The organism is Synechococcus sp. RC10B2 (genome assembly GCF_047502635.1).
The window spans coordinates 1-24,767 of sequence record NZ_JANSHO010000015.1 but is presented as its reverse complement, the minus strand read 5'-3'; the positions used below and the strand labels follow the sequence as shown (position 1 = coordinate 24,767).

Here is a 24,767-nt window from a genome sequence, read left to right as displayed (position 1 = left end):
CTTCCCTCAGATGAAGCAGGACTGCATTCGAGGGCAGTTTATCCATCTGCCCAAGATTGGGCCGGTCAAGCTGGTCCAACACCGTCCTTTGCCTGAGGGGTTTGTTATCAAAACGGCCACCATCACCCGCAAGGTGGATGGGTGGTACGTCACCTTGAGTTTGCAGGATTCGTCTGTCCCGGAATGGAGCCCTGACACGCCAACGTGGGAAAACACGATGGGGATAGACCTGGGGCTAAGCTCTTTCTTGGTCACCGATGAGGGTGAGGTTATCGAGGTTCCTCAGTATTACCGTAAAGCGCAAAAGCCCCTCAAGCGGCTGCAACGGTCTGTATCGCGCAAGCAGAAGGGGTCAAACCGCTACCAGAAAGCGGTCAAGAGGTTGAGCAAGGCACATCAGAAAGTAGCCAACCAGCGCCGGGATTTCCACCACAAAGTTGCTCATCAGCTTTTGCAAAAAGGGAGACACATAGCCCATGAGGCATTGAACATCAAAGGTCTGGCAAGGACAAGGTTGGCCAAATCTATCCATGACGCCGGTTGGGGTGAGTTCCTGCAAATTTTGGCAGCCAAGGCTGAAAGAGCTGGGCTGTTGACGATTGCAGGGGATCCCCGCGGCAGCAGTCAAGGGTGCTCGGGGTGTGGTCGAGATGTGCCCAAAAAGCTGCATGAGCGGTGGCACGATTGTCCGCACTGTGGGTTGAGGATTGGCAGGGATCACAACTCGGCGAGGGTCATCAAATCCAGAGCGGTGGGGCGTCCCGTTCTTCAAGCTCAGGAAATGTCCTGCCATTGGGCAGGAGTCACTGTTGGCGAAGCGTGGCGTAAGCCATGAAGCCTGCACTCTATGCGTCAGCATGAGTGCGGGAGTACGTCACGGTTTCACGGTTTGTCTTCTGGCTCTGTGGGTTACTATGTCCTCTGATGTCTCTCCTCCACCTCTTCTCTCGGCTGAAGCAGCTGCCCAGTTGGCAACCGCTCCCCCCGTCTTCACCACGGATCAAATCCTGGAGATCCTGCCCCATCGCTACCCTTTTTTGCTGGTGGATCGCGTGGTGGAGTATCAACCAGGGCAACGGGCGGTGGGCCTGAAAAACGTCACCTTCAACGAGCCCTTTTTCCAGGGGCACTTCCCCAACCGACCGATCATGCCCGGCGTTCTGATCGTCGAGGCCATGGCGCAGTTGGGGGGGATCGTGTTGACCAAGTTGCCGGATGTGGCTGGGCGGTTGGCTCTCTTTGCCGGCATCGATGGCGTTCGCTTCCGCCGCCCCGTGCTGCCGGGGGATCAGTTGCTGCTGTCAGCCAATTTGCTCACCATCCGGCAAAAACGCATCGGCAAGATGTTTTGTCGGGCCCAGGTGGGGGGACAGTTGGTGACCGAAGGGGAGCTGATGTTCTCCCTGGTGGATTGATGGGCCAACAGCGGCCAGCAGCGGGGCCTTTGGCGCTCCGCAACCGCGGGGCAAGTGGGGGGTGGCCATCTGTTTTCCCCATCGAGGAGGAGCCCAGCGGAGGCAACTTGGCGTGGAAAGACCCTGCTAAAGTGTTGGGATAGGGGCATGTCAAGTGCTGCTTTCACCTCCCGGTCGGAGTTTCACAGCAGAGCGGTGGAGGATTGTGCCCTCCCCAAGCAAGCCCTAATCGCAGGGTTGGGAGCGTAGCTACATTTGCTGGCTAGGTTAGAAATGAGTTCGTTGGCTTCAGCGGGATCCACTCCCAACTCCTCTGTTCGGATTCATCCCACAGCGGTGATCCATCCGAAGGCTGAGTTGCACGAGACGGTACAAGTTGGCCCCTATGCGGTTATCGGCGAGCATGTGCGCATTGGCGCCCGTACGGTGGTGGGGGCCCACGTGGTGATCGATGGTTGGACAGATATTGGCGAGGACAACCAGATTTTTCCGGGGGCGGTGCTGGGCACGGAGCCTCAGGATCTGAAGTACAGCGGCGCGCCCTCTCAGGTGGTGATCGGCAAGGGCAACCGCATCCGCGAGTTCGTCACCATCAACCGAGCCACCAATGAAGGGGAAGCGACGGTGGTCGGCGATCACAACCTGCTGATGGCCTACGTCCACGTCGCCCACAACTGCGTCATCGAAAATCAGGTGGTGATCACCAACGCTGTCTCCCTGGCTGGCCACATTCACATTGAGTCGCAGGCGCGCATCGGCGGCATGGTCGGGATCCACCAGTTTACCCGTGTGGGGCGCCTGGCTATGGTGGGGGCCATGAGCCGGGTGGATCGCGACGTGCCGCCTTACATGTTGGTGGAGGGGCACCCGGCCCGCATCCGGGGCCTTAACTTGGTGGGGTTGCGGCGAGCCAAGGGGATGGAGGGATCCCTGGCGGCCTTGCGGCAGGCCTACCGGCTCCTCTACCGTTCCGGTTTGCCCCTGGAAAAAGCGCTGCAAACGCTGCGGGAGAGTCTGCGAAGCGAGGGGGGCTCTAGCATCTTCTCCCTGCAGGGGAAAGAGCTGGTGGACGAGACGGGATCCCTGCTCCATCTGCTGCAATTTTTGGAAGATTCCCTTTCCCAACCCCAACGGCGCGGCCCTCTGCCGGCCTTGCGCCGCAGCAGAGAAGAGGACGACCTGTGAGCCATCTGTTTATCTGCACCGGAGAAGTCTCCGGGGATCTGCAGGCCGGCCATCTCATCCGCGAGTTGCTGCGCCAACGCCCGCACCTACGCATCACGGCAGTTGGGGGAGAGGAGATGGCCGCTGCGGGGGCCAATCTGTTGCACCGCACCACGGAGATCAGCTCTATCGGCATTCTGGAGGCTCTCCCCTTCGTCGGCCCTGCCCTATGGACGGAGTGGAAGATCCGCCGCTTCCTGGCGCAAGACCCGCCTGATTTGGCCATCCTGGTGGATTACATCGGCATCAATAGCCGCATCGCCCGCCTGTTGCAGCGGCGACGCATCCCTGCCGTTTACTACATTGCCCCCCAAGAATGGGTGTGGTCGCCCAACAGCCGCCTCACTTACCGGCTAGCCCAGCAGATGCGACTGATGGTGGCGATTTTCCCTGAAGAAGCCCGCTACTACGCCGCAGCAGGTGCCCAGGTTTGCTATGTGGGCCACCCCCTGCTGGATATTTTGGCGAGTGTACCCGGTCGCGCTCAGGCCAGGGCTGAGTTAGGGATCCCTGAGGAAGCGATGGTGGTGGCGCTGCTGCCGGCCTCCCGCCGCCAGGAGCTGCGCTCGGTTTTGCCCATCTTGCTCCAGGCAGCGCGGCTGTTGCGGGCTCGCCTGCCCCAGGTGCGGTTTTGGGCGCCGCTGGCCTCGCCCCGCTTTGCCGCCCCGATTGCCCAAGCCGCCCGCCGCTATGGGCTGGAGGATCTCACCCTTCTCTTGCCTCGCCCTTCGCCTCCGAAGGCGCATCACCTGCTGTTGGCGGCCGCCGACCTGGTGCTGGCCAAGTCGGGAACTGTCAACCTGGAGGCGGCCATTTTGGGGATCCCGCAGGTGGTGATCTACCGCCTCAACCCAATTACCTTTTGGCTGGCCCGCCATTGGCTGAAGGTGTCGGTGCCCTTTATGTCTCCCCCCAACTTGGTGCTGATGCGCCCCATTGTGCCGGAACTCCTCCAGGAGGAGGCCCAGCCAGAGCGAGTCGCCCAACTGGCCTTGGAGCTGCTGACTCGGCCCGAGCGCCGCACCCAACTGCAGGCTGACTACGCCGCCATGCGGGCAGCTCTAGGGGAGCCGGGAGTTCTGGCCCGTGCGGCCAAGGCCATCCTGGAAGTGCTCGACAGCGAAACTCGCCCTAAGGGAGATCCCTGAGGCTAGCCTGTCGAGAGAATGGCATCCAAGAGGGGATCCGCCCCAAAGCGCACCACGTCGGTACAGGGCCGCCCGGTCTCCACTTCCACCTGGCGGATCTGGGCCAGGGCGGCTTCCTCCTCCCAACCGAAGGTATTGAGGGCCACCCCCACCACCGGCACGGGGGCAAAGGCGCCGGCAGCTCTGGCCACCTGTTCGTACAGCTCGATGACCTTACGCAGGGGAGGGATGGGTACGTAGTCCATCCCTTTGATGTGGGTTTGCCCAGCTCGGTGGACCAAGATCAAGTGGGTGGGCTGGGATCCCCGCAACAGGGGCAGGGTTGCTGTAGAGGCGGGGTTGAGCAGGGATCCCTGACCTTCGATGTGCAGGATGTCGTGGTCAAATCCATAGCGCAACACCAGTTGCTCCACAGCGCCGCTGGCGTAGTCCACCCGCACCGCATCCAGGGGTATCCCATCGCCGCTGATGAGGATCCCGGTTTGTCCGGTGGCCAAAAAGCGGGAGCGCAGGCCGCGCTTCAGGCTGGCCCGGTGCAGTTCCAGGCTGGTGGACATTTTGCCCACGGCCATATCGGTGCCCACCGTCAGTACCCGCCGACAGGGGAGAGAGCGAGCTAGGCCCCTCCCTACTCCCAGACCAGGGGGTTCGCGGCGAATGTCCCAGATCCAGGCTCCCGGCTGCAGCCACTGCCGCAACTGGGCATCTTCCGCTAGGGGGGTGTGCAGCCCGTTTGCTAAAGACAAGCCGGCTTGCAGGGCTTGGCAGAGCTCCTCCCGCCACTCAGGGGGCAACTGGCCGCCGGAAGGAGCGATCCCAATCACCAACACCTCGGGGCCGTAAACCAGCGCCTCTTGCACCGAGGCTACGATGGGAATGTCTTTGGCAATGCCCGTGAGTTGGGCCAGGGATCCCCCCGCCTGCTCCCGGTCGATCACCGCCACCACCGGGAAGGAGCCGTAGCGCAGCAGCCCCAGCCCCGTTTTCCCATGCTCCCCCAGCAATCCCCCGTGGAGCAGGATGGCCACGCGACTTTCGCTGGACAGGGATCCTGGCTTTCCCATCATTCCTCCCTCAGCTCTACCCCCAAGCCCGGTCGGTCGGTGGGGAGCAGGCAGCCGTCCTGCAGGATGGCCCCGGCAAAGGGATCGTCGACGAGATTGAGGTGGCTGTCTAAGTCCACGTAGTCCGCTAGCGGCGCCAAGTGGGCCGCTGCCGTGTTGCCCAAAGCGGTGTTGCTGTAGCAGCCCAGCATTACCTGTAGCCCATGGGCTCTGGCTATGTGGATCATGCGCCAGGCTTCGCTAAGGCCGCCGCACTTCATCAGCTTGATGTTGATGCCGTGCACCCGATCCACCAGGGCGGGAATATCGCGGCTGTCGAAACAACTCTCATCCACGAAGATGGGCAGCTTCGACTCGTGCCACAGGGTGATTAGCTTCGCCTCCTGGCCCCTCTCCAGGGGCTGCTCCAAGTAGCTCACCCCCTGCCCCGCCAGCCAATTGCTCATGCTCAGGCTTTGCTCCAGTGTCCAAGCCCCATTGGCATCCACCGTAATCAGGGATCCCAGCGGGATCACCTCTTGTACAGCAATCAGCATGTTCTGATCCGCCATCAGCCCCGAGTCGCTGCCCAGCTTGATCTTAAAGGCCCGCGCTTGGGTCTGTTCCATCCAGGCCAAGGCGCGCTGGCGGGCCGCCTGCGGGGTGGAGATGCCGATCGTCATTGTCGTGGGCGGAATGCGAGAGCGATCCAGCCCCCACACCTGCCACAGGGGCATCCCCAGACGTTTGCCCATCCAATCGTGCAGGGCCATATCCACCGCTGCCCGCGCTGCCGAAGGGATCCCGGCCTGCAGCAGTTCCGCCTCGACGGCCTGCCGCTCCCAGGGGGAATAGCGGCGTAGGATCCCTTTAGCCACCTCCAAACCCACCAAGATATCCTCCAAAGACTGGTGGCAGTCCTCGCTCACCGAGAAAGGACAGGCCTCCCCCCAGCCCTCGATCCCCTCCTCTTCGATCCGCACCCAGGCCAGCGTGGCCTCGGTATAGGTGCCGCGGCTGAGGGTGAGGGCATAGCGCTTGTGAACGGTAAAGGGTTCGACGTAGAGCCGCATGGGCAGTTGCAGCGAGGTAATCCTGAACAAGTTGGGCCGACTCCGTCCCTTTGAGCTTAGCTTGTCCCCCGAATTTCCCATCAGCTTGGCGTTGCCCGCCCTATTTTCGACCGATCTCAGCCATTGGCAGAAGCTGTCTCGAGAAAGGGGACAAGTTAGCAGGCTTCTCCCGTCGGAAAGGCTCGCAAGCCGCCGGCCTGCTCCCCATCTTAAGCTGATCCCTCTCTGGAAGCAGGCCCCCAACCGGCCCCGTGGATCCGGCGAAGATCCCGGCCTGACCAGACAGGCGTCACCACCCTGCCGGAACTAGGAAGGGGGATTTAAGTTTCAACCAAGTTGGGGCATAGTAAGGCCATGGGCAGCGCCCTTTGGGACGCGCAGGCCTGCATGTCCCCACCGTTGATCCCTGCGGTTAACTGCAGTCATTATGTGAATACATCCTGGGTGGCCCGGCAGCATGAATGACCTTCCTACTCCTCTAACCCGTCGCAGCGTTGCGGCCAGCAAAGCCCTGGCCATTGCCAACGTCAGCATCACTCCTTTCGGCCGCAAGCTCAAAGAGCTGGGCTTTGCCGACGATAAGCAAATCCAGGACATCCAAAACGCCCTCAAAGCCGATCGCGAAGGGGGCAGCAAGGCCCTAGCCATGGTGGTCAAAGAGATTGTCGGCAAAGAGATCACCCCTGACCTGGAGCGGGCCTACAAGCGGCAGCAGCTCTTTGAGCTGAAAATCATCTACGGGATCCCCCCCCTCGACATCGATTTGGAGCCGGTGGAGATCTCGGAGATGATCGGGCTCATCGACTCGCTCTTGCCTCTCGACATCTGCAACCGCTACAAGTTCTTGCCCATCCGCCGCCAAGACAACCAAGTGCTGGTGGCGATGGTCAGGCCGGACAACCTGCAGGCGCTGGACGACATCCAGCGGCGCTTCCGCATCCAGGGGCTGAAGCTGCAGCGGCGGGTCTTCACCCAGCGGGATTTCGAGACCCTGATCAACCGCTACATGGATGCACAGGCGGAACTGCTGGCTGTCAAGGGGATCAACGACACAGATGTCGCCAGCCAAGTTGCCCCCCAAGAGGAAGAAGAGGTGGTGGTCAACATCGCCGAGCTCGATCTGGACAGCATCGAGGATGTCGCCGTCGATGAGGCTGGCGAGGGATCCCTGGAGCAGCAGGTCAAATCGGCAGATGATGCCCCGATTATTAAACTGTCCAACCAGATCCTGGTCAAGGCCCTGCAGGACGGGGCGTCCGACATCCACATCGAGCCACAAGAAGAATACCTGCGCATCCGCTTCCGCAAAGATGGGGTGTTGCGGCAGGCTTTTGAAAACTTTCCCAAGAAGATCGTCCCTGCCCTTACCGCTCGCTTCAAAATCATGTCCAATTTGAACATTGCCGAGCGGCGCATGCCCCAGGACGGGCGGATTCGCCGCGTCTTCAAGGGGCGCAAGGTGGACTTCCGGGTCAGCACCCTGCCCTCCCGCTACGGGGAGAAGATCGTGCTGCGGGTTCTGGACAACTCCGCCACCCAGCTCGGCCTGGACAAGCTGATCACCGACCCAGAGACCCTGGCCAGCTTCAAGGAGGTTGTCAGGCGACCCTTTGGCCTGATCTTGGTAACCGGGCCCACCGGATCCGGGAAAACCACCACCCTCTACTCGGCGCTGGCAGAAGTGAACGATCCCGGCATCAACATCAGCACCGCCGAGGATCCCATCGAATACTCGCTGCCGGGGATCACCCAAGTGCAGGTGATCCGAGAAAAGGGCATGGACTTTGCCATGATCCTGCGCGCCTTCTTGCGGCAAGACCCGGATGTGATCCTGGTGGGGGAAACCCGCGACCACGAGACGGCCAAAACCGCCATCGAAGCCTCCCTCACGGGCCACTTGGTGTTGACCACGCTGCACACCAACGATGCCCCCGGTGCCATCGCCCGTCTGACGGAGATGGGGATCGAGCCATTTATGATCTCCAGCTCGTTGCTGGGGGTGTTGGCCCAGCGCTTGATGCGCCGGGTGTGTACCGAATGTCGGATCCCGTACCACCCCACATCCGAGGAGTTGGCCCGCTATGGCCTCAGCCTCAGCGGCGACGGCGAACAGCTCACCTTCTACAAAGCCAACAAGCTCTCCCCCAAAGAGATCGAGCAGCGCAAAGCCACCGGCAAGCCCATCTGCGAGAAATGTGGGGGCGTGGGCTACAAAGGCCGCGTGGGGGTGTACGAGTTCATGCGCATGAACGACCGCCTGGCCGAGTTGATCAACAAGGGGGCTCCCACGGAGGTCATCAAGGAAGCCGCTGTCGAAAGCGGCATGAAAACCCTGCTCGCCTACAGCTTGATGCTGGTAAAGCAGGGCCTGACCACGCTGGAGGAGGTAGATCGGGTTATCCTCACCGACAAGGGTTTGGAAACGGAGCTGAAGGCCCGTGCCAAGGCCCTTAGCACCTGCCGCAACTGTGGCGCCGCCCTGCAGGTAGACTGGATGGATTGCCCCTACTGCCTGACGCCGAAGTTTTAGGCAAGGCGCCTGGCTCTTGACGCCGCCAAGGTGCTGATTATAACAGTCCTATACGAGTCCTGGAGGGTTGCCTCTAGCCCGGCTTTAGAAGGGTTTTTCATCGACAACTCCTAGGTCGAACCCAGCCTGACTCAGCTTACCGATTGGAGACACCAGCCCTATGCCACAACTCATGATCGAAGACCTGATGGAAGAAATCGTCCGCAGGGGCGGTTCTGACATCCACATCTCAGCCGGTTTGCCCCCCTATTTCCGCATCAATGGCGAACTCCAGCCAACCGAGCACGAGCCCCTCACCCCTGAGGAGGTGCAGCGGCTCATTTTCAGCATGTTGAACAACACCCAGCGCAAACACCTGGAGCAGAACTGGGAGTTGGACTGCTCCTACGGCGTGCGCGGGATCGGGCGCTTCCGCGTCAACGTCTACCGGGATCGCGGCACCTACGCCTGCGCCATGCGGGCGCTGGCCTCTGAGATCCCCAACATCGACAAGCTGGGCCTGCCGGATGTGTGTAAGGAGATGGCCCGTCTGCCTCGGGGCCTGGTGTTGGTGACCGGCCCGACGGGATCCGGCAAGTCCACCACTTTGGCCGCTATCATCGACTTCATCAACCGCGAGCGGGCCGAGCACATCCTCACCATCGAGGATCCCATCGAGTACATCTACACTCCCATCCGCAGCATCATCCACCAGCGGCAGTTGGGCGAAGACACCAAGAGCTTTGCCAATGCCCTGCGGGCGGCGATGCGGGAAGATCCGGATGTGATCCTGATCGGGGAGATGCGGGATCTGGAAACCATCCAGTTGGCCATCACCGCCGCCGAGACCGGCCACCTCTGCTTTGCCACGGTCCACACCAGCTCTGCCGCCCAGACGGTGGATCGCCTGGTGGACGTGTTCCCGCCGGAGCAGCAGCAGCAGATCCGCGTGCAGCTCTCCAACTCCCTCAAGGCCGTCTTCTCGCAAACTTTGGCCCGCCGCCTCAACCCCAAGCCGGGAGAGCCCGGGCGGGTGCTGGTGCAAGAGATCATGGTGGTGACGCCGGCCATTGCCAACCTGATTCGGGAGGGAAAGACCGCCCAGATCTACTCGGCCATCCAGACGGGCGGCAAGCAGGGCATGAAGACCCTGGAGCAGGATCTGGCCAACCTCTACCTGCAGGGCAAGATTGACTTCGAGACGGCCATGTCCAAGACCTCTCGCCCTGAGGAGTTGCAGCGGCTGTTGGGCAACGTTGCCGGGCCCTCGCCAGCCGCGGCAGCTCAACACCAGCGTCCAGCGGGGGTTGCCGTCCGTCGTTGAGCCGCAGCGCCGCGTCCCGGGGTGAGGTCTTCTTGCCGATCTCTGGCCGCCGCCTCAATTTGTGGCTAAGCTCTAGCTGAGAAAGTTAGTTGCCCAAAGTTCGGGGGCTGGATCCCACAACTCGAACCCTCTCATCATGAGTTTGAATCGGGGGTAAGCTATGCCGCGCTACAAGGTTCGGGGGTTAAAGGCCGGTCAGCCGGTACGCCTGACGGTGGTGGCCAACAACTTGACCGAGGCGCGTGCACGGCTGCGCCGAGAGGGCGTTTTTGCCAAGCCAGAGGACATTCAGGAAGAAAAGCCCTTTTTCTCGCTGGAGACCTCTTTTGATTTCTCGATGCTGGGATCCATCGACATTCGGGACAAGGCGGTGTTCTCGCGGCAATTTGCTGCCCTGATCAACGCCGGCGTGTCGATGGTGCGCTCCCTCACCATCATGGAGGAGCAAACCGGCAACCCCAAGCTCAAAAAATACCTGCGGGCGATTCGGGCGGAGGTGGAGGCGGGGAAAAACCTCTCCGATTCCATCCGCCCCTATCCGGATGCCTTCGACGGCCTCTACTGCAGCATGGTGCAGGCGGGGGAGGTGGGCGGCGTGCTGGACGAGGTGCTCAACCGCTTGGCCAAGCTGCTGGAGGACATGGATCGCCTGCAGAAGCAAATTAAATCGGCCATGACCTACCCGGTGGTGGTGACCATCTTGGCCGTCTTAATCTTTTTGGGCATGGTGCTGTTTATCTTGCCCACTTTTGAGAGCATCTACAACGACTTGGGGGGTGAGCTGCCCGCCTTTACCCAGTTTTTCATCAACATCAGCAAGTTCCTGCGCACGCCCCAGTACAGCTTGGGCCTGGTGGGCTTTCTGGTGGCGGTCTTCTTTGCCTTCCGCCGCTTTTATCGCACCCCCGCCGGCAAGGAGACCATCGACGCGCTGGCCCTCAAGCTGCCCATTTTCGGGGATCTGATCCAGAAGTCGGCGGTGGCCCGTTTTTGCCGCACCTTTGGGGCCTTGACCCGCTCTGGGGTGCCGGTGCTGACTTCGTTGGAAATTGTGCGCGACACTTCCGGCAACCAGGTGGTGGCCAACGCCATCGACGCCGCCCGCCAATCCATCTCGGAAGGGGGCCAGATCGCCCCGGCCCTGGATAAGGCCAAGGTCTTCCCGATCATGGCCATCCAGATGATCAGCGTGGGCGAAGAGACGGGGGAGCTGGATGCCATGCTGATGAAGACGGCGGACTTCTACGAGCTGGAGGTGGAGGAGGCGGTGCGCGCCCTCACCAGCCTGCTGGAGCCGCTGATGATCGTGATCTTGGGGGGGATGGTGGGCTGCATCATCGTGGCCATGTACCTGCCGATGTTCAACGTGTTCGAGCTGGTGAAGTAGCGACCCCGTCCCCAGGGCAACCAGGACACATAGGAAGGAGGAAGGGATCCCATGCTGCGGCGCTGGTTGGTGGCCCTGGGGGTGTTCTTGGCCGTGGGGCTGGCGGTTTTGCTGTCGGAGCCGCCGACGGGATCCCTGACGGGGCGGGTGGAGCTGCCGGCAGGGGTGGCGCCGGGGAACGTCCAGGTGATTGCCGCCGGCCCGGTGAGCCGCAGCGTCAGCCCGTCTGCGGAGGGCGAGTATCGCTTGGATCAATTGCCCGTTGGGGAATACCGGGTGACGGTGCGGGGATCCGGCCTGGAAACCGTCTTCAGCGAGAGGCCTGTGCAGGTGCGGGAAGGGTCAGTAGCTTCTGCTCCTCTCCTGCGCCCGCAGCTTCTGCCCCCCAGCCTCTACCTCTACAGCACCAGCCAGGTGTTCACGACCGCCGAGCCGGCGCGGCTGGAGTGGAGGGCCAGTGGCTTGAGGGCGGTGCAGTTTGCCGTTTACCGCTTTTCCCTGGCCGATCTGGAGGGATCCCCTCGCTTGCGGAGTTTGGCCCTCGGCTACGGATCCCTGGATCCGGATTTGTATTCCACCCTGCGAGGAGAGCTGCTGCGCCGTTGGCAGCAGCCGCTGGGGGGAGAAGAGGTGACCCGCACCTTGGATCTGGGGATCCTGCCGCCGGGGGCCTACTGGCTGGAGGCGGAAGGACAGGAGCCGCTGAACCCGAGTGCACCTTTGCCCCGTTCTGAGGAGTGGCTTTTGGTAAGCGACCTGGGCCTAATCCAGAAACAGGATGCCAGCCAGTTGGTGGTGCAGGCGGTGCATTTGCAGGAATTGCGTCCTCTGCCGGGGATCCAGATCCAAGTTTTTGGGGAGTGGGGGGATCCCTTGACGGCCACCACCGACGAGGAGGGGCTGGCCCAGTTTAGCTTGCCGGCGGGGGAGAGATCCTCGTTGGTGGTCTATGGCCGCAGCGCCGACAACACGTTGCAGGTTTTGTCCCGCAGCTACACCTACGGCTGGAACCAGCCGTACCGCATCTACGCCTACCCAGACCGCCCCCTCTACCGCCCCGGCCAGACGGTCTATTTTCGCGCCCTGGTGCGGGAGCAAGGCCGCCTCACCCCGCCCCCGGCAGGCCAGCCGCTGCAAGTAACCCTCGCCGCTCCCAACGGCGATGTGCTGGAGGAGCAGACCCTGGCCACCAACGCTTTCGGCAGCGTCCACGGGCAGTTTCAATTGCCGGAAGAAACCCCCCTGGGCAGCTACAGCCTAGAGTGGCAGTTCCAGGGATCCAGCCGCGAGTCCACCGACTTTGGGGTGGCAGCCTACCGCAAACCGGAGTTTGAGGTGACGGTGGTGCCCGACCGGCCTTGGCTGGTGCGGGGGGGATCCCTGAAGGTGCAGGTGGAGGCCGAGTATCTTTTCGGCGCGCCGGTGGCCGCTGCCCAGCTCCGCTACCGAGTTTACAGCAGCCCCGACTGGAGCCTGCGCTATGGGCTGTTGCCCCGTTCTGCCGAGGAAGACTATTTCGCCGACGACCTGGGAGAGGAGCAGGGCTACTACGGCGGCTACGGCCAGTTGGTGGCGGAAGGAGAAGGGGTGACGGATGCCCAAGGGCGGGCGGAGTTTCGCCTGGATCGCCTGCTGCAGGATCTCAACTGGGAAGAAGACAGCTACTGGGGCCCCCAAGAGGTGCAGCAACTGCGCATCGAGGTGGAGGTGACCGATATCAGCCGCCGGACGGTAACAAGATCGGCGCGGGCCTGGGTCACGGCTGGCGAATTTGCTCTGTTTGCGGAAGTGAACCGCCATCTGCCGGCTCCGGGGGATACCCTCACCTACCGGCTGCAAGCCCGCGATTACGATGGCCGCCCCGTCAGCACCGCCGGGGAGCTGAGCCTGGAGCGCTGGCGCTGGGATCCCAAGAGCAGCGCCTACCGACGGCAAGCCACCCTGGTGCGGCAACCTTTTCAAGTCGTCAACGGCGAGGGCAGCCTAGTTCTGCGCCTGCCCGCCGACCTGCAGCCGGGAGGCTACCGGGTGCGGCTGACGGCCCAGGATCCCCGCCGCCGTCGCGTGCAGGAGGTCGCCTCTCTCTGGGTGGTGGAGCCGGGCAGCCCCCTGCAAAGCTGGGGATCCCTGCCCAGCCTGGAGGTGGTGGCGGATCGCCAGATCTACGAAGTGGGGGAAGAGGCCCAGATCCTGATCGCCTCGCCGCTGCCGGATCTGCCGGTGCTGGTGGGCCTGGAGGGATCCCGGCTGCACCAGGTACAACTGCTGCGCCTGCAGGGGCATACGGCCACCCTGCGCCTGCCCATCCGGGAGGAGTATCGCCCCAACCTCTACGTCACCGCCACTGTCGTTGGCCCAGAGCGGCGGCTGTACCAGAACGAGGCGCTGCTGCGGGTCTCGCCGCTGGATCGCTTTTTGCAGGTGGAGCTGCAGACGGATAAGCCCACCTACCAGCCGGGGGAGACGGCCCGAATTCAAATCCGCACCCGCAATGCCCAAGGGCAGCCGGTCAGCGCCGAGGTGGGGCTGGGGATCGTGGACAATGCCCTCTACCTGCTCCGGCCCGACTTTACCCCCGATATCCGCCGCTTCTTCTACGGGCGCCAGGACAACCAAGTCACCACCACCACCTCTTTCCCGCAACAATATCCCGGCGGCGCCGACAAGCTGGCCGGCCAGGTGCGGGAAGACTTTCGCGACACGGCTGCCTGGTTCCCGGATCTGGTTACCGACGCCGATGGCCTGGCCCAGGTAGAGGTGCGCTGGCCGGATAACCTGACCACCTGGCGCTTGACTGCCCGCGCCGCCACCGCCGACACCCAGGTGGGATCCGCCCTGGCCAGCGTCGCCGTCAGCAAAGACCTCTTGGTGCGCCTGGCCACCCCTCGCTTTTTCCAGGTGGGGGATCAACTCACCTTGGCCGCTGTTGTGCAAAATCGCACCACAAAAGCCCAGGCGGTGGAGGTGGGGCTGGAAGTGCCCGCCAACTTGGCGTTGCAAGGCCCGGATCGACAACGCCTTACCGTGCCGGCCCAGAGGGCGGAGCGGGTGGAATGGCCCCTACGGGTGCTGGGGGCCGGCGAGACCCCCCTGCGGGTTTGGGCACAAGGGGAGGGGCTGCAGGATGCGCTGCAACTGCGGATCCCCAGTCAGCCCTTAGGGGCAGTGCACCGCTTCTTCCAAACGGGGCGGCTGCAGGAGGATGGCCTTGAGCTGCCTTTGGATTGGCCGGCCACCTGGGTGCCGGGATCCCGACACCTGCATCTGGAACTGGCCGCCAGCCCCGCAGCGGAGCTGTTGGGGCCCTTGGACTACCTGGTGCAGTTCCCCTACGGTTGCACCGAGCAGACTTTGAGCCGCTTTTTGCCCGCCTTGGCGGTGGCCCAGGCCGGCGAGCAGTTGGGCCTCAGCTTGCGCTTGCCCACCCTGGAGCGGCTGCCGCGGGTGGTTCGGGCCGGCCTGCAGCGGCTGGAGGAATCCCAGAACTACGACGGCGGCTGGGGCTGGTGGGCCTACGACACCAGCAACCCCTACCTGACCGCCTACATCCTGCAGGGCTATCATCTCGCCCAGGCCGCCGGCTACGCCCTCAAGGAGTGGCGGGTGCGGCGGGCTTTGGAGTATCTGGCTGGGCAGCCGTTCCAACGCCTCTCCCCCGATCTGCGGGCCTTTGTGGCCTACAGCCTGGCCCTCTGGGATCCGGCGCTGGTGACTGCCGAGCTGCCGCCGCCGCCGCAGCTTTCCACCTTTGGCCTGGCCTACCGCGGCCTGGCCGCCCTGCAACGGGGCCAGCGGGATCTCGCCCAGGCGGCTCTGGAGGAAGGTCTGCAACGGCGACAAAGGGATCCCCAGGGCCGCTGGTTTATTCCTGCCGCCTCCGCTCCGCCAGCCGGGGAACGCCCCACCTACGACGACCTGGAGGTGGCCGGGCCCCTCCTGCAACTGGCCGTGCGCCTCCAGGATGGCCGCGCCGGGGAGATCGCCACCGCCCTTCTCCAGCAACGGCAGGACAACCGCTGGCGCACCACCAAAGCCACCGCCGACGCCCTCCTGGGCCTGGTGGCCCACTACCAAGCCCAGCAACAGCAACAGCCTGGCCCCCGCCAGGTGCGGGTGCAAGATGGGGTAAGCGGGGCGCAACTGGCCCAGTGGCAGGCCGGTCCTCAGGATCCTCGCCAGGTGCTGGACTGGGACGACGCCGAAGTGAGTAACCTGCGCCGCCTGCGCCTGGAAAAATCCGGCCCCGGCCCCCTCTACTACAGCCTGCGGGGAGAGGCCTTTCTGCCGGAGCTGCCGCCCCCCGACAGCCAGGGCTTCACGGTGAGCCGCCGCTACTTCCGCCTACAGCCCCAGCCCCAAGCCAATGGCGAGATCCGCTACCGGGAACAGCTCCTGCGCCCCGGCGAGGCGGTGCGGGCGGGCGAGGTGCTCCTGGCCCGGCTGACGGTGGAAGCTGAGCGGGATAGCCACTACGTGGTGATCGAGGATCCCTTGCCCAGCGGCGCCGAGATCACCTCCCGGGATCCGCGAGGGCTTGCCGCCGACTACTGGTGGGACTGGTTTTGGGCCCATCAAGAGAACCGGGACGACCGGGTGGCCTTCTTCAGCACCGAGCTCAAGCGGGGCCGCCACGAGTTCGTCTACCTCTTCCGTCCCGAGATCCCTGGCCAATTCCAGGTGGCCCCTGCCCTTGTCGAGGAGATGTACGATCCCAGCCGCTATGGCCGCAGCGCTGGCCAGGCGCTCAAAGTCCTGCCCTGAGCTTGAAGCTGCCCAGGGATCCTCCCTAGAGGCCCCAACGATGAGATAGTAGAGGGGCGAGCAGAGTTGGGCAGCCTATGATCCTGCGCACCGTGGCCACCATCCCTTTTCCCGACCAAAAGCCGGGCACCTCCGGCCTGCGCAAGCCGGTGCAGGTGTTCCAGCAGCCCCACTACCTGGAGAACTTCATCCAATCCACCTTTGACGTCCTCGAGGGATCCGCCGGCCAAACCCTGGTGGTGGGCGGAGACGGCCGCTACTACAACCGGGAAGCCATCCAGATCCTGCTCAAGATGGCAGCAGCCAACGGCATCGGGCGAGTACTGCTGGGCCGGGGGGGGATCCTCTCCACGCCAGCGGTTTCCTGCTTAATTCGCAAATACGGGGCCTACGGCGGCATCATCCTCTCCGCCAGCCACAACCCCGGCGGCCCCCAGGGAGACTTCGGTATCAAGTACAACATCGGCAACGGCGGCCCTGCCCCGGAGAAGGTGACCGAGGCCATCTACGCCCGCACCCAGCAGATCCGGGAGTACCGCATCCTGCAAGCCCCGGATGTGGACCTGGATCGCCTGGGGGAGCAGCGGCTGGGATCCCTGACGGTTTCCGTCATCGACCCGGTGGCCGACTATCTAGGCCTAATGCAGCGCCTGTTTGATTTCGACGCCATCCGCGACTACCTGGCCTCCGGGGTTCGCATCGCTTTCGACGCCATGCACGCCGTCACCGGCCCCTATGCCCACGCCATCCTGGAGGGAGCTCTAGGGGCGCCCCAGGGCAGCGTCCTCAACGGCCAGCCGCTGCCGGACTTTGGCGGCGGCCGCCCGGATCCCAACCTGGTGCATGCCCGCGCCCTGGTGGAGCTGCTGTTTCGAGAAGATGGGCCGGATTTCGGCGCCGCCTCCGACGGGGATGGGGATCGCAACATGATCCTGGGCCGCCGCTTCTACGTGACCCCCAGCGACAGCCTGGCGGTGTTGGCCGCCAACGCCCACCGGGTGCCCGGCTACCGGGAGGGGCTGGCGGGGATCGCCCGCTCCATGCCCACCAGCCAGGCAGCAGACCGGGTGGCGGCCAAGCTGGGGATCCCTTGCTACGAGACGCCTACCGGCTGGAAGTTTTTTGGCAACCTCCTGGATGCCGGCAAAGTTACCCTCTGCGGCGAGGAGAGCTTCGGCACCGGCTCCCACCACATCCGGGAAAAAGACGGCCTCTGGGCTGTCCTCTTTTGGCTCAACATCCTCGCCGTGCGGCGCCAGTCGGTGCGGCAGATTGTGGAAGACCACTGGCGCACCTACGGGCGCAACTTCTACTCCCGCCACGACTACGAGGGGCTACCGGTGGAGGTGGCCGAGGAGCTGATGGAGCACTTGCGGCGCTCCGTGGCAAGCTGGGTGGGGCAGCGCTTTGGCTCCCAAACAGTAGCCTATGCCGATGACTTCAGCTACACCGATCCCGTGGACGGCAGCACCAGCCGCAACCAGGGGATCCGCATCGGCTTTGAGGACGGCTCCCGCATCGTCTACCGCCTTTCCGGCACCGGCACCCACGGGGCCACCCTGCGGGTGTACTTGGAGCGGTTTGAGCCGGATCCCAGCCGGCACGGCCTGGATCCCCAGGTGGCCCTGGCCGAGCTGATCCAACTGGCGGATCACTTCGCCCAGATCCGCGCCCGCACCGGTCGGCAGCAGCCGGATGTGATCACCTGAGAGTTCTGCCGAGAAGCTAGATCTCTCTGGGGGGAGGGATTGGGGGCAATGGCCGGCAGAGAAAGACGCTCGAGAGTGGCGGTAGGATGAGGAGGTGGGGACCCTTCCACAACGCCTCCACATCTTTTTTCTGTCTGTGTTCACTGCTCCTCCTGCGAGTTTGGCAGCCGATCCCATTGCCCCTTTTGCTCCCCAAACCTGGAGCTGGCGGGGTCACGCCATTCGCTACGTCGTCCAGGGATCTGGCTCCCCACTGATTTTGGTGCATGGCTTTGGGGCCTCCATTGGCCACTGGCGGCACAACATCCCTGTGCTAGCGGCGGCGGGATACCGGGTCTATGCTTTGGATTTGCTGGGGTTTGGCGGCTCGGCCAAGCCGGCCCTTGCCTACAGTCTGGAGCTGTGGGCCGAGCTGCTGGCGGATTTTTGGCGGCAGCATGTGCGGCAGCCGGCGGTGTTCATCGGCAACTCTATCGGCGCCTTGCTCAGCTTGCTCATGGCTGCCCGCTATCCCCAGCTTGTTGCTGGAGCCGTGCTGCTCAACTGTGCCGGCGGTCTCAACCACCGCTCCCACGAGCTCAGCCCGCTGGCCCGCCTTTTCATGGCCACCTTCACTGCTCTGGTGGCCTCGCCGGTCACGGGGCCCCTTCTGTTTGATTGGGTGCGGCAGCGGCAGCGGATCCGCGCCACTCTGAAACAGGTGTACTGCAACCCTGCCGCCATCACTGACGAGCTGGTGGAGATCCTCTACGCCCCTTCCTGTGAGCCGGGAGCGCAGCAGGTGTTTGCCGCTGTTCTCACGGCTCCCCCTGGCCCTACGCCGGAAGCGTTGCTGCCCCAGGTGCGCTGTCCGCTGCTGGTGATTTGGGGGGAACGGGATCCCTGGACGCCTATTCAGCGGGGTCGCGGCTTTCAAAACCATGTGCAGGGGATCGACTACCAATTTTTCCCTCTTCCCGATACGGGCCATTGCCCCCACGACGAGCGCCCAGAGATTGTCAACCCCTTGATTTTGAGCTGGCTACCCAAAGCCTTTGCCACGGCTTAGCCTTTCTTGGAGGCTTGGGTAGTTCTTTTGCCCAGGCCCAGCCACTTGCGCACCCTGTCTATCCAGCTCTGAAGGGGCGAAGGCTGGGGCCGAACTGCCACCTGAATGGGCTCGTCTTGAAACTCTTTGTCCTTAAGGCGAAAGCCAAACTCCAGCTCGTCTTTGACTTTGCTAAGACGGGGAAAGAGGCGGACGGCTGCTTTTTTGAGCTCTTCCTCGTTTTGGAAGATGGCCTGGTGGATGGCGCTGGAGCGACTGACCGCCAGGGATCCCACGGGCAGCCAGGGGTTGGGTTTGCCGGGCTCAGCTTGGCGGCGCCGGGCAAAAATGGCGAACTCCGGCATCCCCTTGGCTTTCAGCTCGTCGTAGCGTTTGGCGGCTTCCTTGCGCTTGGCCGTGTTGGCCTTGGCCGGTTTCTTCTCTGGCTTGGATTGGCTGAAACCCTTGGGCTGACTCATACTCCAGTAGGGCAACGGTGGATCCCCATAGCTTAGCGCAGAACGACTCCCGCCCGCGGGAAGATGCCATGCATGGCATGCTATACTTACAAAACCTTGGATTTGGATTGCTCCTCGGGATGTAGCGCAGCTTGGTAGCGCACTTCGTTCGGGACGAAGGGGTCGCAGGTTCGAATCCTGTCATCCCGATAGATTCAGGAAAATGTGGGGCAACGGCCATCCTTCGAGCCTAAGGCCCTCTTCCCCTTGGGCAGCAGAGGGGCAAAAGCGCAGCCTGCGGCACTCAGATCACTGGTGGGGTTGTAGGTGACGCAGCCAGGCGTTGACGTTAACGCGGAGCCGCTGCCCAAGCTGGAAGAGGCGGCGCAAGGTTTCGCCAGGGATCTCCTGGCCTTCTTCTCGAAGGTGGGTTGGGCCGCTCGCGCTCCCTTCAGCCAGATGCAGTTGAAGTTCTCTCTGCCGTTCCAGACCCAGCAGGTAGAGCTCCTGGAGGCGATCCAGGTTGATGGGCAGGCGCAGATCGTCAGCTAGTTTTAGCCACTCCTCCAGGTTGTGGAGCTGTTCGCCAAAGCTCTCCGGCTCAAAATCGTGGGCAAGGTGCCACATCCCCCGCTGCAAGAGCCGATCCAAAACCCGGGCCGCCTCCTCCCGCCGCAACTGACACCCCAACTGCTCCGCCTCGCGGGCGATTGCCCGCAACTCCAGCAGGTGATCCTGCTTGCCCCCTTCCACTTCCATCGCCCGCAAGCTGCTCAACAGGCGCTGGTTGAGAGTGATCTGCGCGGCAGCCAACAGCTCTTCCGGGATCGGCAGGCCATCGGCCCGAAAAGCCATCAAAACCCCGTAATTTTCCAGGTAGGTTTGGCGATAGAGCTGGGCCAGGCGATCTAACGTGTCTTGGGTAAGCCAGCGCAGCATCTGCTGCCGGTCTTCCTCAATCAGGGCGTTGAGGTCAAAGGTTTCCGGGCCAAACAGCTCTTGCAGGGTTAGGACTAGCTGGATGCGGCTGCGGGATCCAGATAGCAGGGTGGCTTTCAACTGCTCGTAGCTGCGCCGCCCTGTAAACGGCTTAACCCCACACTGAAAGTCCCAGCCGCCCAGATGGAGGAGAGCGTAGATGAGGTCGTGCTCTTCGCCGGTGTTGGGAAAGGCGAGCTTCACCCGCCCGACGAGCAGTGTGGATCCCCCTATAGCCAGGCGCTCCTGATCCACCGGCTCCAGCATATATCCGGGGGCTCGGGGCATGCCGTTGCACAGGGAAAGCAGGGCGTGCTGGGCCACCAGCCGCTGTGGGCTGATCAAAGCGGGGCGCACCAAAGCCCAGTAAACCCCCTTGCCATCTCTGTATAGGTCGAGGTTACTGGGAGCCTTGCTCAAGCGGCCCAGAAACTCTTCTTCCAGATCCACATCCGCCACTGCTGCCGCCAGCTCGATGGCCCGCGCCGCGTAGCGCAGGATCTGCACTCCCTCAGGACGCGAGAGCTCCTCGAAGAACCAGCCGCAACTGGTAAACATCAACTGGCCGTAGCGCTGCATCTCCAGTAGGCGCAGCACCTGCACTCGGTCTTCGGCAGTGAGGCGGTGGCTCTGGTGCTCCTGCAAAAACGCCTCGCAGCGCTCCCGATCCAAGATCACCTCGATGTAGCGATCCCGGGCCAGCCAGGGATCCCGCAGGTAGGCCTTGGCCTCCGTCTCGTAGATCTCGGCCAACTGATCCCGCAGCCAGTTGAGGGCCTCCCGCAGCGGTTGCCGCCAGCGCTGGTGCCAGCCTGGAACCGCCCCACAGCCGCAGTCGCGCGACCACCGTCCTACCCCGTGGGCGCAGCTCCAGGCGGTGACCGGCTTCAGTTGCACCTCCCAGGTGGGGGGATGGTGGCTGAGGAAGTGGCCGTAGTTGCCCACCTGCCACCCCCGCCGGGGAAACTCTTCGCAAAAGGCGTAGGCCAGCGTGCGCTCCACGCTGCGCTTGTGGTGGCCAAAGGTCTCGCCATCGGTAGCACAGTTGATCAGATAGGGTTCCCCTTTTCTGTCAGGGCGGATGGCCAGCCGGATCCGCTCCGCCAGCGACTGGGTGCTGTAGACGATATCGCCAAAGCCAAGATCCCGGGAGATAGGGCCATCAAAAAAGAAAATGTCCAGGTAGCCGCTGCGATCCTGGGTAAAGCAGCGGTAGGGCCGGCTGGGATCGATCTGACCCTGGCTGACATCGATCCATTCCGTTTGACCCAAAGGACGAATGCGCTGCGCCTGGCTGGGTGCCAAGATGACAAAGCGGATCCCGCAGTCGACTAAGGCTTTAACCGTTGCCGCATCGATGGCGGTTTCCGCCAGCCACATGCCCTCGGGAAAGCGGCCAAAGCGATGCTGGAAATCGGCAATCCCCCAGCGGATCTGGGTGTACTTGTCCCGCTCGTTGGCCAAGGGCAGGATGACGTGGTTGTAGACCTGGGCGATGGCATTGCCATGCCCCTCCAGCCGCTCGGCGCTGAGGCGGTCGGCAGTCAAGATGCGTTGGTACACTTCAACATCGTGCTCCTCCAACCAGGAGAGGAGAGTGGGGCCAAAGTTAAAACTCAAGAATTCGTAGTTATTGACAATGCGCACCACCCGCCCCTGCTCGTCCAGGATGCGGGCAAAGGCGTTGGGACGATAACACTCCGCCAGAATGCGCTCGTTCCAGTCGTGGAAGGGGGCAGCGCTGGGCTGGCGCTCAATGCGGTTTAGCCAGGGATCCTCCCGCGGCGGCTGGTAGAAATGACCGTGCAGCACCACGTAGGGAGCGGTGGTTGTAGCTCGCGGAGGCGGAGAGCTAGCATCAGCTAAAAAGGGAGCCGGATCCCCTTGCCCTGATTCGGCCGCCGGCATAGAGGCGTTTTTGGAGCCACTCGGCAGCATGAGACCCTACTCCTTGCCCGCCCTCGGAGCTTCAGTTCTGGGGAGACGGGCTGCTAGTTAACCTAAGTTCATATCCATACGTTACAGCGATCCCCGATCTGCGACTGTCAACGTAAAGGACTTGGACAAAAATTTGACGGCGAATAACTATTGCTTAGCAATCTTCTTGCGTTCCCCCAGCGAAGACTCTTGAGCAAGCCCGAAGATGACCCGATCTCACTGCCACTCGGAGTAACAAGCTATACAAAAAGCCTCACTGATGTCTCCAAGGCTCCCTCCTGGTGGCCGGCCATTGGCAGTTGTTCATGGATTTTGAGGACAGCTTCCAGGCTACAGGTGGCTGCGAAGCTTGTAGCTTTCCAGGGTGTTGGCCAGCAGCATCGTCACCGTCATCGGCCCCACGCCGCCTGGTACAGGCGTGATGGCAGCGGCCCGCTCTTTGACCGCTTCGTAGTCCACATCTCCCACCAACTGCTCAGATCCGTCAGGGTCTTGGATACGGTTAATGCCTACATCGACAACCACGGCGCCCGGCTTCACCATGTCTGCCGTGAGCAAGCGAGGACGCCCTACAGCCATGACCACAATGTCGGCACTGCGGGTTACTTCGGCCAGGTTGGGTGTACGGGAGTGGGCCACGGTAACCGTTGCGTCGGCGGCCAACAACATCAGGCTCAGGGGCTTGCCCACCAGGAGGCTGCGGCCGACCACCACCGCTTTTCGTCCGGCAATGGGGATCCCTTCCGCTTGCAACAGGCGCATCACACCTAGAGGCGTACAACTGCGCAGGCCGGGCTCGCCGCGCACTAGCCGGCCCAGGTTGAGGGGGTGGAGACCGTCCACGTCTTTGGCGGGGTCGATGGCCAGAAGGGGCGGGATGGGATCCCAGCCGGGGGGCAGAGGCAGTTGCACGAGGATGCCGTCGACGCGCTCGTCCTGGTTGAGTTGGGCGATGGCGTCGAGCAGATGGGCGGGGGAGTCTTGGGCGGAAAAATGGCGGCCAAAGGAGGCAATGCCCACTCGCTCACAGGCCCGCTCTTTGCCGCGCACATAGGCAGCACTGGCGGGATCCTCCCCCACCCGCAGCACCGCCAATCCCGGCGGACGCCCCACCCGCGGCAGCCAAGCTTGCACCTGAGCGGCCATCTCGGCTTGCAGCCGGCCAGCCAAGGCTTTGCCATCCAGGATCTTGGCAGACATGGGGGCCCCAGAAGACATCTTGACAACTTGACGATTGTTACGGGTCGAGCATTGTCCGTCAAGCCTCGGCGCAGCAAAGAGGCGACGGCAGAGCGGGATCCCTAGAATGCTTGCCAGTCTTCGTCGTCTTGGTTCAATTCCTCGATGAGGATCTCCACCTGCTGCCGCTTTTCCTCCAAAAACTCGGCGCAGCGCTTCAGGGTCTGGGCGGCCTGTTGGAAGCGCTCCACCACCTCCCCCAGATCCAGCTCTCCCGATTCGATCTGGGCAATCAGACTTTCCACTTCGGCGATGGCTGCTTCGTAGCGCCAGGGATCCTCACGTTTGCGGCGGCTCATGGCTCTCCTCCACTCGGGCCCAGAGGCTGCCCGAGGCCAGTTGTATCCTCAGCCGGGTCTGGGGCGGCAGGCGGTGGCTGCGGACCAGGGATCCCCGCTCGTCGCGCACCAGGGCATAGCCCCGCCTGAGAACGGCGGCAGGATCGAGGGCTTGCAGGTGCTGCTGGAGAGCTTGGTGGCGCTGTTGCTGCTGCTGGAGACGGTGGCGCACGGCCTGGACGAGGCGCTGCTGCTGTTGGGCTAGGCGCTCCTGGGCCTGCTGCAGCAGCCGCTCCGGATGCACCTGGGCTAGGCGGCGCTGGGCGTGGTGCCAACGCTGTTCAGCTTTTTCCAGAGCATGCAGGGTGCGCTCGACAAGCTGCTGGCGCAACTGGAATGCCTGGCGCTGCAGTTCTCGCAGATCGGGCACAACTCGCTCGGCGGCCGCTGTGGGGGTGTGCGCCGCATAGTCAGCAGCGTAGTCAGCTAAGGTCTCATCCCGCTGGTGGCCGATCCCGGTCACCACCGGAATGGAGCACTCGGCAATGGCCCGCACCACCCGCTCGTCGTTAAAGCAGGCCAAGTCCTCGCCGGATCCGCCCCCCCGGGCCACGATCAGCACTTCCGCCCGCCCGTCCCGCTCCACCCGGCGAATGGCCCGCACAATCGACTCCGGGGCCGCCTCCCCCTGCACCTGGGCTGGCGCAAACAGCACCCGCAGCCCGGGGTAGCGCTGGTTGAGGGTGCGGCGGATATCGCCCCAGCCAGCGGCGTCGGGAGAGCTGACGACGGCAATACACTGAGGGTGGGTGGGCAGGGGCCGCTGGTTGTCGAACAGGCCTTCGGCGGCAAGGCGGGCCTTAAGCTGCTGAAACCGCCACGCCAACAGCCCCTCGCCCGCCGGCAGCAGTTGCCAGATAACCAGGCGGTAGTAGCTGCCGCCGCTGTAGATGCCAAGTTGACCCAGGGCCAGCACCCGTTGCCCCACTTCTGGCCAGAAGCTGAGCCGGGCAGTCTGACTTTGCCACACAACCCCCTTGAGGAGGTCGCCGCTTTCCGGATCCACCAGGGTCAGGAACAGGTGGCCGTTGCGGCTGCGCTGGCAACTGGAGACTTCTCCCACCACCCACAGCCTGGCCAGGTAGGGATCCCCGGCCAGCAGCGATTTCAAGTAGCCGGACACTCCCCCCACCGAGAGCAGGGGCAAGCCTCTAGTCCTGAATTTACTGAACAACATATTGTCTTACGGAACTAAA

General features: G+C 63.2%; 17 protein-coding genes and 1 tRNA gene. 11 read left to right on the top strand and 7 right to left on the bottom strand.

Going from position 1 to position 24,767, the window contains the following annotated elements; all coding sequences use genetic code 11:
* The 4 genes from NW855_RS02795 to lpxB all read left to right on the top strand — a co-directional run.
* A partial coding sequence (locus NW855_RS02795) for an RNA-guided endonuclease InsQ/TnpB family protein (protein ID WP_414508317.1) occupies positions 1-835 on the top strand: 835 nt, incomplete at its 5' end.
* A 79-nt stretch (positions 836-914) separates the two neighbouring features.
* Complete coding sequence (gene fabZ / locus NW855_RS02790; RefSeq protein WP_011430776.1) at positions 915-1,415, top strand: 3-hydroxyacyl-ACP dehydratase FabZ; 501 nt, start codon at positions 915-917, stop codon at positions 1,413-1,415.
* A gap of 273 nt (positions 1,416-1,688) precedes the next feature.
* On the top strand, positions 1,689-2,600 hold the full coding sequence (gene lpxA / locus NW855_RS02785; RefSeq protein WP_414348434.1) for an acyl-ACP--UDP-N-acetylglucosamine O-acyltransferase: 912 nt from the start codon (positions 1,689-1,691) through the stop codon (positions 2,598-2,600).
* Positions 2,597-3,787 carry a lipid-A-disaccharide synthase gene (gene lpxB / locus NW855_RS02780; protein ID WP_099813040.1) on the top strand — a complete coding sequence of 397 codons (1,191 nt, stop codon included), beginning with the start codon at positions 2,597-2,599 and terminating at the stop codon, positions 3,785-3,787. Before lpxA ends, lpxB begins: the two co-directional genes overlap by 4 nt.
* 2 nt (positions 3,788-3,789) lie before the next feature.
* Here lpxB and NW855_RS02775 read toward each other — a convergent pair whose 3' ends face one another.
* Both NW855_RS02775 and NW855_RS02770 read right to left on the bottom strand, forming a co-directional pair.
* Complete coding sequence (locus tag NW855_RS02775; RefSeq protein ID WP_414402994.1) at positions 3,790-4,851, bottom strand: DUF1611 domain-containing protein; 1,062 nt, start codon at positions 4,849-4,851, stop codon at positions 3,790-3,792.
* The gene (locus tag NW855_RS02770; RefSeq protein ID WP_414508316.1) at positions 4,851-5,933 is read right to left on the bottom strand and encodes a dipeptide epimerase; all 1,083 of its coding nucleotides are present in this window, start codon (positions 5,931-5,933) and stop codon (positions 4,851-4,853) included. The genes NW855_RS02775 and NW855_RS02770 overlap by 1 nt, the downstream gene beginning before the upstream one ends.
* A 427-nt stretch (positions 5,934-6,360) precedes the next feature.
* Between NW855_RS02770 and NW855_RS02765 the strand changes: the two genes are divergently transcribed.
* The 6 genes from NW855_RS02765 to NW855_RS02740 all read left to right on the top strand — a co-directional run bounded on the left by NW855_RS02765 (position 6,361) and on the right by NW855_RS02740 (position 18,641).
* Positions 6,361-8,433, top strand: a complete 2,073-nt coding sequence (locus NW855_RS02765; protein ID WP_414508315.1) for a GspE/PulE family protein — start codon at positions 6,361-6,363, stop codon at positions 8,431-8,433.
* A 160-nt stretch (positions 8,434-8,593) separates the two neighbouring features.
* Positions 8,594-9,736, top strand: a complete 1,143-nt coding sequence (locus NW855_RS02760) for a type IV pilus twitching motility protein PilT (protein WP_099834829.1) — start codon at positions 8,594-8,596, stop codon at positions 9,734-9,736.
* Positions 9,737-9,896: 160 nt separating this feature from the next.
* On the top strand, positions 9,897-11,123 hold the full coding sequence (locus NW855_RS02755) for a type II secretion system F family protein (protein ID WP_011430786.1): 1,227 nt from the start codon (positions 9,897-9,899) through the stop codon (positions 11,121-11,123).
* A gap of 51 nt (positions 11,124-11,174) precedes the next feature.
* On the top strand, positions 11,175-15,884 hold the full coding sequence (locus tag NW855_RS02750) for an alpha-2-macroglobulin family protein (protein WP_414508314.1): 4,710 nt from the start codon (positions 11,175-11,177) through the stop codon (positions 15,882-15,884).
* A gap of 77 nt (positions 15,885-15,961) precedes the next feature.
* On the top strand, positions 15,962-17,593 hold the full coding sequence (locus tag NW855_RS02745; protein ID WP_099883769.1) for an alpha-D-glucose phosphate-specific phosphoglucomutase: 1,632 nt from the start codon (positions 15,962-15,964) through the stop codon (positions 17,591-17,593).
* A gap of 136 nt (positions 17,594-17,729) precedes the next feature.
* A complete protein-coding gene (locus NW855_RS02740) occupies positions 17,730-18,641 on the top strand; it encodes an alpha/beta fold hydrolase (protein WP_011430789.1) in 912 nt (303 codons plus the stop codon).
* On the opposite strand, the gene NW855_RS02735 is transcribed toward NW855_RS02740, so the two are convergent.
* The gene (locus NW855_RS02735; RefSeq protein ID WP_011430790.1) at positions 18,638-19,099 is read right to left on the bottom strand and encodes an HHL1-like protein; all 462 of its coding nucleotides are present in this window, start codon (positions 19,097-19,099) and stop codon (positions 18,638-18,640) included. The two genes, NW855_RS02740 and NW855_RS02735, sit on opposite strands and share 4 nt — an antisense overlap.
* A 115-nt stretch (positions 19,100-19,214) precedes the next feature.
* Here NW855_RS02735 and NW855_RS02730 point away from each other — a divergent pair.
* Positions 19,215-19,288 (top strand) — tRNA-Pro (locus NW855_RS02730).
* A gap of 99 nt (positions 19,289-19,387) precedes the next feature.
* On the opposite strand, the gene NW855_RS02725 is transcribed toward NW855_RS02730, so the two are convergent.
* The 4 genes from NW855_RS02725 to xseA form a co-directional block, all read right to left on the bottom strand.
* Positions 19,388-21,994, bottom strand: a complete 2,607-nt coding sequence (locus tag NW855_RS02725) for a DUF3536 domain-containing protein (protein WP_414508313.1) — start codon at positions 21,992-21,994, stop codon at positions 19,388-19,390.
* Between the two features lie 330 nt (positions 21,995-22,324).
* Positions 22,325-23,194 (bottom strand): bifunctional methylenetetrahydrofolate dehydrogenase/methenyltetrahydrofolate cyclohydrolase FolD, encoded by an 870-nt coding sequence (gene folD, locus NW855_RS02720; protein ID WP_011430792.1) that lies wholly within the window; start codon positions 23,192-23,194, stop codon positions 22,325-22,327.
* Positions 23,195-23,295: 101 nt separating this feature from the next.
* Positions 23,296-23,532 (bottom strand): exodeoxyribonuclease VII small subunit, encoded by a 237-nt coding sequence (xseB, locus tag NW855_RS02715; protein ID WP_414402459.1) that lies wholly within the window; start codon positions 23,530-23,532, stop codon positions 23,296-23,298.
* Positions 23,513-24,718, bottom strand: coding sequence for an exodeoxyribonuclease VII large subunit (gene xseA, locus NW855_RS02710; protein ID WP_414402460.1), 1,206 nt, complete (start codon positions 24,716-24,718; stop codon positions 23,513-23,515). The genes xseB and xseA overlap by 20 nt, the downstream gene beginning before the upstream one ends.
* Positions 24,719-24,767 lie beyond the last annotated feature (49 nt).

Excerpts from the sequence above, each read along its gene's own strand:
- NW855_RS02760 (WP_099834829.1), top strand. The coding sequence starts at position 8,594 with ATGCCACAACTCATGATCGAAGACCTGATGGAAGAAATCGTCCGCAGG.
- NW855_RS02765 (WP_414508315.1), top strand. The coding sequence starts at position 6,361 with ATGAATGACCTTCCTACTCCTCTAACCCGTCGCAGCGTTGCGGCCAGC.
- xseB (WP_414402459.1), bottom strand. The coding sequence starts at position 23,532 with ATGAGCCGCCGCAAACGTGAGGATCCCTGGCGCTACGAAGCAGCCATC.
- NW855_RS02745 (WP_099883769.1), top strand. The coding sequence starts at position 15,962 with ATGATCCTGCGCACCGTGGCCACCATCCCTTTTCCCGACCAAAAGCCG.
- NW855_RS02750 (WP_414508314.1), top strand. The coding sequence starts at position 11,175 with ATGCTGCGGCGCTGGTTGGTGGCCCTGGGGGTGTTCTTGGCCGTGGGG.
- lpxA (WP_414348434.1), top strand. The coding sequence starts at position 1,689 with ATGAGTTCGTTGGCTTCAGCGGGATCCACTCCCAACTCCTCTGTTCGG.
- NW855_RS02775 (WP_414402994.1), bottom strand. The coding sequence starts at position 4,851 with ATGGGAAAGCCAGGATCCCTGTCCAGCGAAAGTCGCGTGGCCATCCTG.
- fabZ (WP_011430776.1), top strand. The coding sequence starts at position 915 with ATGTCCTCTGATGTCTCTCCTCCACCTCTTCTCTCGGCTGAAGCAGCT.
- NW855_RS02735 (WP_011430790.1), bottom strand. The coding sequence starts at position 19,099 with ATGAGTCAGCCCAAGGGTTTCAGCCAATCCAAGCCAGAGAAGAAACCG.
- NW855_RS02755 (WP_011430786.1), top strand. The coding sequence starts at position 9,897 with ATGCCGCGCTACAAGGTTCGGGGGTTAAAGGCCGGTCAGCCGGTACGC.
- folD (WP_011430792.1), bottom strand. The coding sequence starts at position 23,194 with ATGTCTGCCAAGATCCTGGATGGCAAAGCCTTGGCTGGCCGGCTGCAA.
- NW855_RS02725 (WP_414508313.1), bottom strand. The coding sequence starts at position 21,994 with ATGCTGCCGAGTGGCTCCAAAAACGCCTCTATGCCGGCGGCCGAATCA.